Below are 13,914 nucleotides of genomic sequence, written 5' to 3'. Positions count from 1 at the left end.
AAGAGCCCTGAGAGATGATCAGGTAGATAGGTTAGAAGTGGAAGTGTGGCGACACATGTAGCGGACTAATACTAATAGCTCGAGGACTTATCCAAAGTAACTGAGAATATGAAAGCGGACGGTTTTCTTGGTATTTGATAGATATTCAATTTTGAGTAGGTATTACTCAGAGTTAAGTGACGATAGCCTAGGAGATACACCTGTACCCATGCCGAACACAGCAGTTAAGCCCTAGAACGCCGGAAGTAGTTGGGGGTTGCCCCCTGTGAGATATGGAAGTCGCTTAGCTCGAGGGAGTTTAGCTTAGTTGTAATTGAGAGGAAATCGAAATTACAATCGGCGGATGAGAGAAACGAAGTTTCTTACCGTTGGCTGAGCTAGACTCCGCCCTTTGGGAGTTTAGCTCAGCTGGGAGAGCATCTGCCTTACAAGCAGAGGGTCAGCGGTTCGATCCCGTTAACTCCCATTTTAGCGGGTGTAGTTTAGTGGTAAAACTACAGCCTTCCAAGCTGTTGTCGCGAGTTCGATTCTCGTCACCCGCTTTGAACTTTGTTCAATTACCAAGTTTTTTAAACTTGGGCGCGTAGCTCAGGTGGTTAGAGCGCACGCCTGATAAGCGTGAGGTCGGTGGTTCGAGTCCACTCGTGCCCATTTATAAATATGGTCCGTTGGTCAAGGGGTTAAGACACCGCCTTTTCACGGCGGTAACACGGGTTCGAATCCCGTACGGACTATTTATTGGAGGATTACCCAAGTCCGGCTGAAGGGAACGGTCTTGAAAACCGTCAGGCGTGTAAAAGCGTGCGTGGGTTCGAATCCCACATCCTCCTTTTTATATTAACGCGGGATGGAGCAGCTCGGTAGCTCGTCGGGCTCATAACCCGAAGGTCGTAGGTTCAAATCCTGCTCCCGCAATTTGGCTCGGTAGCTCAGTTGGTAGAGCAATGGATTGAAGCTCCATGTGTCGGCGGTTCGATTCCGTCTCGCGCCATATTTTATTTATAACTTGGAAGGGTAGCGAAGAGGCTAAACGCGGCGGACTGTAAATCCGCTCCTTCGGGTTCGGGGGTTCGAATCCCTCCCCTTCCATTACTTTAGTTACGGGCATAGTTTAAAGGTAGAACTAAGGTCTCCAAAACCTTCAGTGTGGGTTCAATTCCTACTGCCCGTGTTAATATGATTATGGCGGGTGTGGTGAAGTGGTTAACACACCAGATTGTGGCTCTGGCATGCGTGGGTTCGATCCCCATCACTCGCCTATTTTATATTATTGGGGTATAGCCAAGCGGTAAGGCAAGGGACTTTGACTCCCTCATGCGTTGGTTCGAATCCAGCTACCCCAGTTACTATTTGCCGGCGTGGCGGAATTGGCAGACGCGCTGGACTCAAAATCCAGTGTCCGCAAGGACGTGCCGGTTCGACCCCGGCCGCCGGTATAGTAATAAAGACAAGGTTTTCGGACCTTGTTTTTTGATTTGGTGAAGATTTTGATATTTTTCTTTAAGTACAGATAACTGAGGAATGATCTTTTTCTTCTTATTCTAATCATTTTTAGTGTATTTTTGGTATAATATTACTTATTCACAATTTATTTTGATTATGAAAGAGTTTGGTGATTAATGTCTCGGTCTGTTGAATTACTAAAGAAACGTTACTTAAAGAATATAAAAGAAAATCCAGATTTATTTGTTGGGATTGAGTTAGAATATCCTATTGTAAATTTAGAGGGTAAAGCTACAGATGGTGAAGTTGTTAAGGATCTCTTTCGGTATTTACCATTAGTACTGGGCTTTACTATCGAAAAAGTGGATGATTTTGGGAATCCAATTCAGTTGCTTGATCCAGTCAGCCAAGATACGATCTTGTTTGAGGTTGCTTATACGACAATTGAGTTTGCATTCGGAAAGGCCGAATCTATCCGAGAGGTAGAAGAACGCTTTACCTTCTATATGGCTACGATTCAGAATAAGTTGGGGGGAGCTAATCATGCTATTGTTGGCTGCGGCATTCATCCCAACTGGGATAAAAATGAGAATTGTCCAGTGGCTTATCCCCGCTATCAGATGTTGATGGATTATCTGAATTTGAGTAGAAATGTAACTAAATCAGATTTACATCATTTCCCTGAGTATGGTGCCTTTATCTGTGGAAGTCAGGTTCAACTAGACGTTTCAAGGTCCAACTACCTGCGTGTTATCAATGTTTTTACTCAAATTGAAGCAGCTAAAGCTTATTTGTTTGCCAATTCTAAGTTTTCAGGGGCAGATTGGGATACCAAAATTTCGAGAGATATTTTTTGGGAAGAATCCATGCATGGTATCTATCCAGAGAATGTAGGTGTTAATACTAGACTATTTAAAGATGAGGATGATTTTTTTGACTATCTAAATCATTCTGCGATTTTTACTTCGGAGCGTGATGGGCAGACCTATTATTTTTATCCGATTCAGGCTAGGGACTATTTGGCTACACCTGAAATCCAAGCATTTACCCTTAATGGGGATGAGGTGTTAATTCATCCTCAGGAGGAAGATTTCCAAACTCATCGTAGTTACCAGTACCAAGACTTAACGACTCGAGGAACAGTTGAGTTTCGCAGTGTTTGTACTCAGCCGCTTGATAGGACCTTTGCTTCTGCTGCCTTTCATTTGGGCTTGTTGGTTCATTTAGACAAGCTTGAAGCTTACTTGCGAACTGCTTCATTTTTTACCACAGCTGGTCGTGATTATAAGCTTTTAAGACGACAATTTTCTAAAAAACAACTCACAGATGAAGAAGAAGCTGCGGTTCTCGAGTTTTCTAAAGATTTACTCACTCTAGCTGAGGAAGGACTGGATAAAAGAGATAAGCAAGAAATGGTTTATTTAGAGCCTTTGAAGAAAGAATTGGGATTATAATTTCTCTGATAAAGGGAGAATTTTCTGAAAAATCATGATATAATGGAAGAGACTATAGATAAAGGATAGAGATTATGACATTAGTTTATCAATCAACGCGTGATGCGAATAATAGAGCAACTGCCAGCCAAGCTATTTTGCAAGGCTTGGCGACGGACGGTGGTCTCTTTACCCCAGTTACTTATCCAAAGGTCGATTTGGACTTTGACAAATTAAAAGATGCTTCTTACCAAGAAGTAGCTAAGCTTGTCCTGTCAGCATTTTTGGATGACTTTACAGCAGAGGAGTTGGATTACTGTATCAACAATGCCTACGATAGTAAATTTGATACTCCGGCTATTGCTCCTTTGGTGAAACTAGATGGGCAATACAACTTGGAACTCTTCCATGGATCAACCATTGCCTTTAAGGATATGGCCTTGTCCATCTTACCGTACTTTATGACGACAGCTGCTAAGAAACATGGTTTGGAAAACAAGATTGTCATTTTGACAGCGACATCGGGTGATACTGGGAAAGCGGCTATGGCAGGGTTTGCGGATGTGCCTGGTACTGAGATTATCGTTTTTTATCCAAAGGATGGTGTCAGCAAGGTACAAGAGTTGCAAATGACCACTCAGACTGGAGACAATACCCATGTTGTAGCCATTGATGGAAACTTTGACGATGCGCAAACAAACGTGAAGCACATGTTTAACGATGTGGAACTTCGTGAAAAATTGGCTGCTAATAAATTACAGTTTTCGTCAGCTAACTCTATGAATATCGGTCGTTTGGTGCCACAGGTTGTTTATTATGTCTATGCCTACGCTCAGTTGGTTAAGACTGGTGAGATTGTAGCTGGTGAAAAAGTCAACTTCACAGTACCAACAGGAAACTTTGGAAATATCTTGGCTGCCTTTTATGCTAAACAAATCGGCCTACCTGTTGGCAAATTGATCTGTGCTTCAAATGACAACAATGTTTTAACTGACTTCTTTAAAACACGTGTTTATGACAAGAAACGTGAGTTTAAGGTCACAACTAGCCCATCCATGGATATCCTAGTGTCTTCAAACTTGGAGCGTTTGATTTTCCATCTTTTGGGAAATAATGCTGAAAAGACAGCTGAACTTATGAATGCCTTGAACACGCAAGGACAATATGAGTTGACTAATTTTGATTCTGCTATCTTGGACCTCTTTGCAGCAGAGTATGCGATTGAGGAAGAAACCACAGCAGAAATCAAGCGTGTTTATCAAACAGATGCCTACATCGAGGACCCACACACGGCGGTTGCCTCAGCTGTTTATAGAAAATACCAAGCGGCTACTGGCGATGTAACCAAGACAGTGATTGCTTCAACAGCTAGTCCCTACAAGTTCCCAGTGGTTGCAGTAGAAGCTGTAACAGGAAAATCAGGCTTGACAGACTTTGAAGCCTTGGCTCAATTACATGATATTTCAGGAGTGGCAGTGCCGCCTGCGGTTGACGGGCTTGAGACAGCTCCTGTTCGTCACAAGACAACAGTGGCAGCTACTGACATGCAAGCAGCGGTTGAGGCTTATCTAGGACTTTAAGACAGAGGAAGTAAACTCGGTTGGGAAACCAACTGAGTTTCTTTTCATCAGGAGGACAGATTGTTTAAGAAAAATAAAGACATTCTTAATATTGCCTTGCCAGCTATGGGTGAAAACTTTTTGCAGATGCTCATGGGAATGGTGGACAGTTATTTGGTCGCTCACTTGGGCTTAATCGCCATTTCAGGTGTTTCAGTAGCTGGCAATATTATCACGATTTACCAGGCGATTTTTATCGCTCTGGGAGCTGCTATTTCCAGCGTTATTTCAAAAAGTTTGGGGCAGAAAGATCAGTCCAAGTTGGCTTATCACGTGACAGAGGCTCTCAAGATAACCCTATTGCTGAGTGCACTTTTAGGCGCCTTATCGCTCTTTGCTGGGCAAGAGATGATAGGGCTCTTGGGAACTGAGCAGGCTGTGGCCGAGAGTGGTGGGCTCTACCTATCTTTGGTGGGTGGATCGATTGTTCTCTTGGGCTTGATGACGAGTCTAGGTGCCTTGATTCGTGCAACTCATAATCCGCGTCTCCCCCTCTATGTTAGTCTCTTGTCAAATGCCTTAAATATTCTTTTTTCAAGTCTAGCTATTTTTGTCCTTGATATGGGCATAGCAGGTGTTGCTTGGGGGACCATCTTGTCTCGCTTGGTTGGTTTTGTGATTTTGTGGTCGCAATTAAAGTTGCCCTTTGAGAAACCGACTTTTGGACTGGATAAAGACTTACAGACCTTGGCTTTGCCAGCGGCAGGAGAACGTCTCATGATGCGGGCTGGAGATGTAGTGATCATTGCCTTGGTCGTCTCTTTTGGAACGGAGGCAGTGGCGGGAAATGCAGTTGGAGAAGTCTTGACCCAGTTTAACTACATGCCTGCCTTTGGTGTCGCTACGGCAACGGTCATGCAGGTAGCTCGAGCAGTTGGAGAGGATAACTGGGAAAGAGTAGACGAGGTAAGCAAGCAAACCTTTTGGCTTTCCCTGCTTCTCATGTTGCCCTTAACTCTCAGTATCTATGCCTTGGGGACACCATTGACTCATCTCTATACGACTGATCCTGTAGCGGTTGAAGCGAGCGTTTTGGTGGCACTGTTTTCTCTACTAGGAACCCCCATGTCGACAGGGACCGTTATTTATACGGCAGTTTGGCAGGGCTTGGGAAATGCTCGCCTCCCCTTTTATGCGACAAGTATTGGGATGTGGTGTATCCGTATAGGGACAGCTTATCTGATGGGTATTGTTCTTGGTTGGGGCTTGCCTGGTATTTGGGCAGGGACTCTCTTGGATAATGGTTTTCGCTGGTTATTTCTACGTTACCGTTACCAGCGTTATATGAGCTTGAAAGGATAGGAAATGCAAAAAACAGCCTTTATTTGGGATTTAGACGGGACTTTATTGGACTCTTACGAAGCGATTTTGTCAGGGATTGAGGAGACATTTGCTCAGTTTTCTATTCCTTATGATAAGGAAAAAGTGAGAGAGTTTATCCTCAAGTTTTCTGTGCAGGATTTGCTGGAGCAAGTGGCAGAAGAGAGAAACCTGGATGCGGAAGTGCTCAACCAGGTGCGTGCCCAGAGTCTGGCTGAGAAAAATGCCCAGGTAATTTTGATGCCAGGTGCGCGTGAAGTGCTAGCTTGGGCAGACCAAGCAGGGATTCAGCAGTTTGTCTATACTCATAAGGGAGACAATGCGCTTACTATTTTAAGAGACTTGGGGTTAGAGTTCTATTTCAAAGAGATTTTAACCAGTCAGAGTGGCTTTGCGCGCAAGCCCAGTCCAGAAGCGGCGACCTATCTGCTAGACAAGTATCAGCTGGATCCTGAGAACACCTACTATATAGGAGACCGGACTTTGGATGTGGAATTTGCCCAGAATAGTGGCCTTCAAAGCATCAACTTTTTAGAGTCTTCTCATGAAGGGAATCACAGGATTCAAGAGTTAGCAGATATTCCTCATATTTCTGAGGATTGGGGACGAGAAGATTGTGTCAGTTTTGTGACAGAAACCTAACAAACTATTTCAAGTAATCGAGTTTGTTACAAGGAATAGACAGTTCTGTTAAATAGGCCCGAGAGGGCTTTTTTTCTGCTTTTTTTGTGTTATGATAGACAGGTACTCATTTGAAAGGAATATGAACGAATGAAGAAAAGAATTATTTTAGCCTCAACAGTAGCCTTATCTCTTGCTCCCGCATTAGGAGCTAAAGCTCAAGAAATCTCTTGGACAGCACGTAGCGTTGAGCAAATCCAAAATGATGTGACGAAAAACGAGAACAAAAACAGCTACACAGTTCAGTATGGTGATACCCTGAGCACGATTGCAGAAGCTTTGGGAGTAGATGTGACGGTTCTTGCTAATTTGAACAAAATCACCAATATGGACTTGATTTTCCCAGATACTGTCCTCACTACAACTGTCAATGAGGCAGAAGAGGTAACGGAAGTTGAAATCCAAACTCCTCAAGCAGATGCTAGTGAAGAAGTGACGACTGCGACAGCTGATTTGACGACAAATCAAGTGACAGTTGATGAACAAACAGTTCAAGTAGAAGACCTTTCTCAACCAATTGAGGAAGCTCCAACTGCAACAGAGACTGAAAAACCAGCAGAAGTAGCGCCAAGTTCAGAAGTTTCTGAGACAGCGACAGTTGCTGAAGAGACACCATCTACAGAAACATCTGTAGCTGAAGAAACAGCTGAAACGACTCCAGCGGAAGCACCAGTAGCAGAAACAACTAGTCCAGTTGAAGAAGCTCCACAAGCAGCGACTCCAGCTACCGAAGAAACGGCAGCAACAACTCCAGCAGAAGCCCCAGTAGCAGCTGCGTCGGCAACTGAAACGCCTGCTGATACAACAGGAACAAGTGCAGCAGAAGAAACAGCAGCATCAACAGCAACTTCTGACACTGCAACTTCGACTTATCAAGCAGAGCAAAGCCAAACTCCTTCAAGAACGTATTCAGCTCCAGCAGCTCCTGACTATGCAGGACTTGCTGTAGCTAAGTCTGAGAATGCTGGTCTTCAACCGCAAACAGCAGCCTTTAAGGAAGAAATCGCCAACTTGTTTGGCATCACATCCTTTAGTGGTTACCGTCCTGGAGACAGTGGCGACCATGGAAAAGGTTTAGCCATCGACTTTATGGTTCCAGTGAGTTCAGCACTCGGGGATCAAATTGCAGAATATGCAGTCCAAAATATGGCTAGCCGTGGTATCAACTACATTATCTGGAAACAACGTTTCTACGCTCCATATGATAGTAAATATGGACCAGCCTACACGTGGAATCCAATGCCGGATCGTGGTAGTGTGACCGAAAACCACTATGACCACGTTCACGTTTCAATGAACTAATCATTAAAATGGAAGTTGGGAACTGATTGAGTTCCCGCTTCTTTTTGTGTGTAAATTCTTCAGGATAAACAAGAAGATTATTCTGAAGCAAGGTGGGCCTGCTATTTTGACTCTGCTGAGTATGTTACTTTTGAAATAAGAAAACCAGCGTCCTGAACGACGCTGGTTTTTGTAGACTCTTATCCATTTCGACGTTTACGGGCTAGTAGGGCTCTGTAAAAGAAGATATGATTGTTCTGGATATAGGGAAGGAGTGAAAAGCTAGCAATTCCAAAAGTAATCCAATTGAGGAAGTACCAAGGGAGTAGTTGTAGATCGAGGACAAAGCGCTGGAATTTGTAACCTTTCATCAAGAAACGGCTGGTTTTCAGGATTTGACGGGGTTTAGCCTGTCCTAAATCCAGAGTGTCGCAGAGGAGGAATTCTACCTGCGAGTAGGCATAATGTTGCGGAACATAGAGGATGTTCCCTACAATCATCAAGATGAGACTCGCGAAAAAGTAGAGGCCAAAGGTCATAAGGAACTGCTCCGTTTCAAGGGATGAGAGGTCTAATTTTGGAAATTCAGGATGTAGGGCGACAAATCTCCGAGCCAAGAGATTGCTATAAAAGAGAAAATAAACGCCTACTAAGTTTGGAATGCTCCATAAAAAGAGGTAGAAACGTTTGAGCAGCAGAGTTAGGAAGGTTTGCGAGAAGCGCTCTTCAGCAAAGAGGGCTAGACTTGATTTTACTGAGAGGTCCGTATCAGGATCCTTGAGGAGTCGGAGTGTCGCAAAGGCAGCACCTGCTAGGAAAATCGTGCTCACAAAAGAAACTACTAACGGGAAGAGATAGGCTTGGAGTACTTGTGCCAACATGCTGAAAAAGGATTGCTCTAAAACACTTTCTTGGAGACGAGCCAAGGGGTTGAGAAAACCTGATAAGATGACCAGCATGCTAGGTAAGAGATAGACGAGAAAGAGGTGGGGATTTTCAGCCTGAAATTGCCTCGTCTGCAGACGAATGGTTTTTAAATCAATTTTTGGGTATTTCATTCTCTCATTATACCATAGTTCGTGACAGTTCCTAGTTTTTTTGATAAAATCATACAGTATGCCTTTGGGCACAAAGTATGAACTGGGACTGTCTTTCCCAGCTTCGGAGGTAGAAAATGTCAGATTCACCAATCAAATACCGTTTGATTAAGAAAGAAAAACATACAGGAGCTCGTCTGGGAGAAATCATCACTCCGCACGGTACCTTTCCAACGCCTATGTTTATGCCAGTTGGGACCCAAGCTACTGTCAAGACCCAGTCACCAGAGGAGTTGAAGGAGATGGGATCAGGGATTATCCTCTCTAATACCTATCATCTGTGGCTTCGTCCAGGAGATGAACTCATCGCACGCGCAGGTGGTCTCCACAAATTTATGAACTGGGATCAACCAATTTTGACAGATAGTGGTGGTTTCCAGGTTTATTCCCTAGCTGATAGCCGAAATATCACCGAAGAAGGCGTAACCTTTAAAAACCATCTCAATGGTTCCAAGATGTTCCTATCGCCAGAAAAGGCCATCTCTATTCAGAACAATCTAGGCTCAGACATCATGATGTCCTTTGACGAATGTCCTCAATTTTATCAACCTTATGACTACGTTAAGAAATCAATCGAGCGTACTAGCCGTTGGGCTGAGCGCGGGTTGAAGGCTCACCGTCGCCCACATGATCAAGGTTTGTTTGGAATTGTGCAGGGGGCAGGATTTGAAGACCTTCGCCGTCAGTCAGCTCACGACCTTGTTAGCATGGACTTCCCTGGCTACTCTATCGGTGGTTTGGCTGTGGGAGAAACCCACGAAGAGATGAATGCCGTCTTGGATTTCACAACTCAACTGCTACCTGAAAACAAACCTCGCTATTTGATGGGTGTCGGAGCGCCAGATAGCTTGATTGATGGAGTTATTCGTGGCGTGGATATGTTTGACTGTGTCTTACCGACTCGTATCGCTCGTAACGGAACTTGTATGACCAGTCAAGGTCGTTTGGTTGTCAAAAATGCCCAATTCGCTGAAGACTTTACGCCACTGGATCCTGAGTGTGATTGCTATACATGTAAGAACTACACACGCGCCTACCTTCGTCATTTGCTCAAGGCTGATGAAACCTTCGGTATCCGCTTGACTAGTTACCACAATCTCTACTTCTTGCTTAACCTGATGAAGCAGGTCCGTCAAGCCATCATGGATGATAATCTCTTGGAATTCCGCGAGTATTTTGTAGAAAAATATGGCTACAACAAGTCAGGGCGAAATTTCTAAAGTGTAAAAATAGAATGCCAAAATCCTAAGTTTTCTCTTAGGATTTTTCCTATTTTTTTGATAGAATAGGGAGTATAATGGAATGGAAATTAGGTGGTGTTTTGCTTCCTAATTTAATGGAGAATAGACTCGTATGCGTATTAAATGGTTTTCCTTGATTAGGATTACAGGTTTACTTTTGGTGCTTTTGTACCACTTCTTTCAAACGATCTTTCCTGGAGGCTTCTTTGGGGTAGATGTCTTTTTCACTTTTTCAGGATTTTTGATCACCTCCCTCCTTTTAGAAGAATTTGGAAAGGCACGCCAGATTGATTTGCTGGGATTTTTTAAGAGACGGTTTTACCGCATCGTGCCACCTGTGGTGCTGATGGTTTTGGTGACCATGCCTTTTACTTTTTTGGTTCGTCAAGACTATGTTGCTGGAATTGGTGGCCAGATAGCTGGAGTTCTCGGTTTTATGACCAACTTTTACGAAATGTTAACAGGGGGCAGTTATGAATCCCAGTTCATTCCGCATCTCTTTGTTCACAACTGGAGCCTAGCTGTTGAGGTTCACTACTATATCCTTTGGGGCTTAGCGGTTTGGTTCTTATCGAAACGTTCAAAATCTAGTAGTCAATTGAGAGGGATGGTCTTTCTCCTTTCTGCTGGAGCTTTTATCATTAGCTTTTTCTCCATGTTTATTGGTAGTCTAATGGCGAGTTCCTATTCATCTGTCTACTTTTCAAGTTTGACCCATGTCTATCCTTTCTTTTTAGGAAGCATTTTGGCGACAGTTGTGGGGGTTCGTCAGACGAGCGATTTAGTCAAGCAATTTGACCGGATGTGGGACCTTCGTCAAAATCTACTGGTGTTTATTGCGGGGCTTTTGGTGTTAGTGCTCTTGACTTTCTTTGTCAAGTTCACCTACCTGTTTGCGTACTTATTTGGCTTCTTGCTAGCAAGTTTAGCGGCAGTGACCATGATTTTTGCTGCGCGTGTCTTGCATGAGAAAACGCCTGAGATACAAGAACCTCGGATCATTACATTTTTAGCGGATACCAGCTACGCGGTTTATCTCTTCCACTGGCCTTTTTATATTATCTTTTCTCAGTTGATGAGTAATCTGCCTGCTGTTATTCTGACGATCATCTTTTCTTATTTCTTTGCTATCCTATCCTTCTATATTATTGAGCCATTGATTGCTAGTAAATCCAATCCTTTAATACGGAAGATTAGTCGATTGCCTCATATTAAACCAATTAGTGCTGGTGCTGCTGGCATTCTTACCTTGATTACCTTGATTATCATAGCTGTGGCTCCTCAAGTTGGAGCTTTTGAGACAGACTTGATGGTCAATGGTTTCAAACAAGCCCAGACCAATATAGGACAAACAAAGATTCTTGCTGAACAAGCTGAACTGAGTCGTCTAGGAATTTCTGAGGGAACAAGCCTAATAGGTGATTCGGTAGCCTTGCGTGCCAATACAGCTTTACAAGAGGCACTTCCTGAAGCGAATATCAATGCCCAGGTTAGTCGAACGACCAAGCAAGCCAATGACATCATGCTCAATAACAGTCAGAACAAGGCACTGCTAAAAACAGTCGTCATTGCAACGGGAGTCAACAATCCTGAAGGTTATAAGAATGATTTGGACAGCATCGTGAACAATCTACCGAAAGGACACCATCTGATACTGGTGACACCTTATGAGGGAGACAAGAGCAAGGACACTTACACATCAGTGGAGCAGTATGCGGCTTATGCACGGGAATTAGCTGAAAAGAATCCTTACGTGAGCATCGCTGACTGGAATAAGGTTGCTAAGGAGCACCCTGAAATCTGGGCTGGAACCGACCAAGTCCACTTTGGGAATGATAGCAACATGATTGAAGAAGGTGCTAAACTTTACGCAGAGACGATTGCAGCTGCTGTTAAGGCTGCTCAAGAACTACCTGTAAAATCAAAATAAGATCAAAGAGTTGGAGAAATCCAGCTCTTTTAAAATATCTCTAGAAAATAGGTCTATACCATTTACAAATGAAAAAGAAAGGTTTATAATGTAATTGACATAATAAATTCTAGAATCAATCTATCAAGGAGGTTATCATTATGCCTAATTATATTAAAGCGGATCAGTTTTTCTACCCACACGGAGTTCGTCGTGGCGGTTACTTGGAACTTGTGGATGGCAAGTTTGGCAAACATGTAGAACAGATTCCTGAAGGAGCTGAGGTGATTGACTATACAGGTTATAGCATTGCCCCAGGACTTGTGGATACCCATATTCATGGATTTGGTGGTGTCGATGTCATGGACAATAACATCGAAGGGACCCTTCATACCATGAGTGAAGGTCTACTTAGCACGGGTGTTACCAGCTTCTTGCCAACGACGTTGACTTCCTCTTACGAGCAGTTGCTTGCGGTAACTGAAAATATCGGTGCTCGTTACCAGGAAGCAAGTGGAGCCAAGATTCGTGGAATCTATTTTGAAGGGCCTTATTTCACAGAGAAATACAAGGGAGCTCAAAACCCTGCCTATATGAAAGACCCCCGTATGGATGAGTTTCGTGCTTGGCAAAAAGCAGCCAATGGCTTGCTCAATAAAATCGCCCTTGCGCCAGAACGCGAAGGTGTAGAAGACTTTGTTCGTACGATTACGGGCGAAGGAGTGACTGTTGCTCTGGGACATTCCAATGCGACTTTTGATGAAGCTAAAAAAGCAGTAGATGCTGGAGCGAGTGTTTGGGTACATGCCTACAACGGAATGCGTGGGTTGACTCACCGTGAGCTCGGTATGGTGGGAGCCATGTATGAATTGCCACATACCTATGCAGAGTTGATCTGTGACGGTCACCACGTAGATCCAAAGGCCTGTGACATTTTGCTCAAGCAAAAGGGAACTGAAAATATCGCCCTTATCACGGACTGTATGACAGCTGGTGGTTTGGACGACGGTGACTACATGTTGGGAGAATTCCCAGTAGTAGTTGCTAATGGAACTGCTCGCCTCAAATCGACAGGCAATTTGGCAGGTTCTATCCTTAAACTCAAAGATGGTTTGAAGAATGTGGTCGAATGGGGCATTGCGAATCCGCATGAAGCAGTCATGATGGCCAGCCTCAACCCAGCAAAATCTGTTCACATCGATGATGTCTGTGGTCAAATCCGTGAAGGTTACGACGCCGACTTTATCGTATTAGATAAAGATTTGGAATTGGTAGCAACCTACCTAGATGGTGTGAAACGTTATCAAGCCTAAAAAGATAAAAATAGGGGTCAATAAAGGACTCCTATTTTTATGATAGGCTGAAAAGCTATTTAAAGAAGTCTTCCTAAAGGGAAAGGCAAGCAAAATCCTTTTCTTGTAATAAAAAATTAGATATAATATACGATACAAAGGAAGTAGTAAGAATGTATCGTGTTATAGAAATGTATGGGGATTTTGAACCGTGGTGGTTCATAGAAGGTTGGGAAGAAGATGTCATCATGAGTCAATCTTTTGACAAGTATTATGATGCTCTAAAATATTATAAATCATGCTGGTTTGAGCTGGAAAAGAAGAATCCTCTTTATAAGAGTCGGAGTGATTTGATGACTATCTTTTGGGATCCTGCCGACCAACGCTGGTGTGATGAGTGTGATGAGTATTTGCAACAGTACCATTCTTTGGCACTTTTACAGGATGAGCAAGTCATCCCCGATGAAAAGCTACGTCCAGGCTACGAAAAACAAACGGGTCAAGAAAAACACCGTTCTTGCCGTATGAAATGGAGATAAAAAGTAACTTTTTAAGTTGCTTTTTTTATTTTTTTGCGAATAGTTAGATAAGGAGGGCG

The 13,914-nt window shown here is 43.5% G+C and carries 10 protein-coding genes, 12 tRNA genes and 2 rRNA genes; 23 read left to right on the top strand and 1 reads right to left on the bottom strand.

The features are described from left to right. From HMPREF0849_RS09895 to HMPREF0849_RS09805, 19 genes are all read left to right on the top strand, one after another. Positions 1-95: ribosomal RNA gene (locus HMPREF0849_RS09895) — 23S ribosomal RNA — on the top strand; the annotation flags it as partial. A 77-nt stretch (positions 96-172) separates the two neighbouring features. Next, a 5S ribosomal RNA gene (gene rrf / locus HMPREF0849_RS09890) occupies positions 173-288 on the top strand. A gap of 105 nt (positions 289-393) precedes the next feature. Next, positions 394-466 (top strand) — tRNA-Val (locus HMPREF0849_RS09885). Between the two features lie 5 nt (positions 467-471). Then, positions 472-542 (top strand) — tRNA-Gly (locus HMPREF0849_RS09880). A gap of 35 nt (positions 543-577) precedes the next feature. After that, a tRNA-Ile gene (locus HMPREF0849_RS09875) sits at positions 578-651 on the top strand. A gap of 11 nt (positions 652-662) precedes the next feature. Then, positions 663-734: transfer RNA gene (locus tag HMPREF0849_RS09870), tRNA-Glu, on the top strand. Positions 735-740: 6 nt separating this feature from the next. Continuing rightward, positions 741-830, top strand: a tRNA-Ser gene (locus HMPREF0849_RS09865). A gap of 11 nt (positions 831-841) precedes the next feature. Continuing rightward, positions 842-915: transfer RNA gene (locus HMPREF0849_RS09860), tRNA-Met, on the top strand. A 3-nt stretch (positions 916-918) separates the two neighbouring features. Continuing rightward, a tRNA-Phe gene (locus HMPREF0849_RS09855) sits at positions 919-991 on the top strand. 17 nt (positions 992-1,008) lie between these two features. Continuing rightward, positions 1,009-1,089: transfer RNA gene (locus HMPREF0849_RS09850), tRNA-Tyr, on the top strand. A gap of 11 nt (positions 1,090-1,100) precedes the next feature. Then, a tRNA-Trp gene (locus tag HMPREF0849_RS09845) sits at positions 1,101-1,171 on the top strand. A 14-nt stretch (positions 1,172-1,185) separates the two neighbouring features. Then, positions 1,186-1,258 (top strand) — tRNA-His (locus HMPREF0849_RS09840). Between the two features lie 13 nt (positions 1,259-1,271). Beyond that, a tRNA-Gln gene (locus HMPREF0849_RS09835) sits at positions 1,272-1,343 on the top strand. Between the two features lie 9 nt (positions 1,344-1,352). Continuing rightward, positions 1,353-1,436, top strand: a tRNA-Leu gene (locus HMPREF0849_RS09830). A 183-nt stretch (positions 1,437-1,619) separates the two neighbouring features. Beyond that, positions 1,620-2,897 (top strand): hypothetical protein, encoded by a 1,278-nt coding sequence (locus HMPREF0849_RS09825; protein ID WP_000091651.1) that lies wholly within the window; start codon positions 1,620-1,622, stop codon positions 2,895-2,897. Between the two features lie 74 nt (positions 2,898-2,971). Then, a complete protein-coding gene (thrC, locus tag HMPREF0849_RS09820) occupies positions 2,972-4,456 on the top strand; it encodes a threonine synthase (protein ID WP_000177118.1) in 1,485 nt (494 codons plus the stop codon). A 60-nt stretch (positions 4,457-4,516) separates the two neighbouring features. Next, complete coding sequence (locus tag HMPREF0849_RS09815) at positions 4,517-5,797, top strand: MATE family efflux transporter (RefSeq protein WP_000473982.1); 1,281 nt, start codon at positions 4,517-4,519, stop codon at positions 5,795-5,797. A 3-nt stretch (positions 5,798-5,800) separates the two neighbouring features. Beyond that, positions 5,801-6,457: an HAD family hydrolase gene (locus tag HMPREF0849_RS09810; RefSeq protein ID WP_001172832.1), complete on the top strand. Its 657-nt coding sequence runs from the start codon at positions 5,801-5,803 to the stop codon at positions 6,455-6,457. A gap of 129 nt (positions 6,458-6,586) precedes the next feature. Continuing rightward, positions 6,587-7,798, top strand: coding sequence for a LysM peptidoglycan-binding domain-containing protein (locus HMPREF0849_RS09805; protein ID WP_000745999.1), 1,212 nt, complete (start codon positions 6,587-6,589; stop codon positions 7,796-7,798). 179 nt (positions 7,799-7,977) lie between these two features. On the opposite strand, the gene HMPREF0849_RS09800 is transcribed toward HMPREF0849_RS09805, so the two are convergent. Continuing rightward, positions 7,978-8,835: a DUF975 family protein gene (locus HMPREF0849_RS09800; protein WP_000876911.1), complete on the bottom strand. Its 858-nt coding sequence runs from the start codon at positions 8,833-8,835 to the stop codon at positions 7,978-7,980. A gap of 116 nt (positions 8,836-8,951) precedes the next feature. Here HMPREF0849_RS09800 and tgt point away from each other — a divergent pair, with 116 nt between their 5' ends. The 4 genes from tgt (at position 8,952) to HMPREF0849_RS09780 (ending at position 13,855) form a co-directional block, all read left to right on the top strand. Then, on the top strand, positions 8,952-10,094 hold the full coding sequence (gene tgt / locus HMPREF0849_RS09795) for a tRNA guanosine(34) transglycosylase Tgt (protein WP_001285237.1): 1,143 nt from the start codon (positions 8,952-8,954) through the stop codon (positions 10,092-10,094). A 133-nt stretch (positions 10,095-10,227) separates the two neighbouring features. Then, complete coding sequence (locus tag HMPREF0849_RS09790) at positions 10,228-12,045, top strand: acyltransferase family protein (RefSeq protein WP_001220890.1); 1,818 nt, start codon at positions 10,228-10,230, stop codon at positions 12,043-12,045. A gap of 140 nt (positions 12,046-12,185) precedes the next feature. After that, positions 12,186-13,337 carry an N-acetylglucosamine-6-phosphate deacetylase gene (gene nagA, locus HMPREF0849_RS09785; RefSeq protein ID WP_001134441.1) on the top strand — a complete coding sequence of 384 codons (1,152 nt, stop codon included), beginning with the start codon at positions 12,186-12,188 and terminating at the stop codon, positions 13,335-13,337. A 152-nt stretch (positions 13,338-13,489) separates the two neighbouring features. Continuing rightward, positions 13,490-13,855, top strand: coding sequence for a DUF1033 family protein (locus HMPREF0849_RS09780; protein ID WP_000286399.1), 366 nt, complete (start codon positions 13,490-13,492; stop codon positions 13,853-13,855). The last annotated feature ends 59 nt before the right edge of the window (positions 13,856-13,914 follow it).

This window comes from Streptococcus sp. C300, assembly GCF_000187645.1.
GTDB classification, from domain to species: domain Bacteria; phylum Bacillota; class Bacilli; order Lactobacillales; family Streptococcaceae; genus Streptococcus; species Streptococcus oralis_CQ.
This window is presented reverse-complemented; position numbering and strand designations above follow the sequence as displayed.

Bases quoted from the DNA above. Each gene is read 5' to 3' on its own strand.
- HMPREF0849_RS09825 (WP_000091651.1), top strand. From the start codon at position 1,620: ATGTCTCGGTCTGTTGAATTACTAAAGAAACGTTACTTAAAGAATATA.
- thrC (WP_000177118.1), top strand. From the start codon at position 2,972: ATGACATTAGTTTATCAATCAACGCGTGATGCGAATAATAGAGCAACT.
- HMPREF0849_RS09800 (WP_000876911.1), bottom strand. From the start codon at position 8,835: ATGAAATACCCAAAAATTGATTTAAAAACCATTCGTCTGCAGACGAGG.
- HMPREF0849_RS09810 (WP_001172832.1), top strand. From the start codon at position 5,801: ATGCAAAAAACAGCCTTTATTTGGGATTTAGACGGGACTTTATTGGAC.
- HMPREF0849_RS09790 (WP_001220890.1), top strand. From the start codon at position 10,228: ATGCGTATTAAATGGTTTTCCTTGATTAGGATTACAGGTTTACTTTTG.
- HMPREF0849_RS09805 (WP_000745999.1), top strand. From the start codon at position 6,587: ATGAAGAAAAGAATTATTTTAGCCTCAACAGTAGCCTTATCTCTTGCT.
- tgt (WP_001285237.1), top strand. From the start codon at position 8,952: ATGTCAGATTCACCAATCAAATACCGTTTGATTAAGAAAGAAAAACAT.
- HMPREF0849_RS09780 (WP_000286399.1), top strand. From the start codon at position 13,490: ATGTATCGTGTTATAGAAATGTATGGGGATTTTGAACCGTGGTGGTTC.
- nagA (WP_001134441.1), top strand. From the start codon at position 12,186: ATGCCTAATTATATTAAAGCGGATCAGTTTTTCTACCCACACGGAGTT.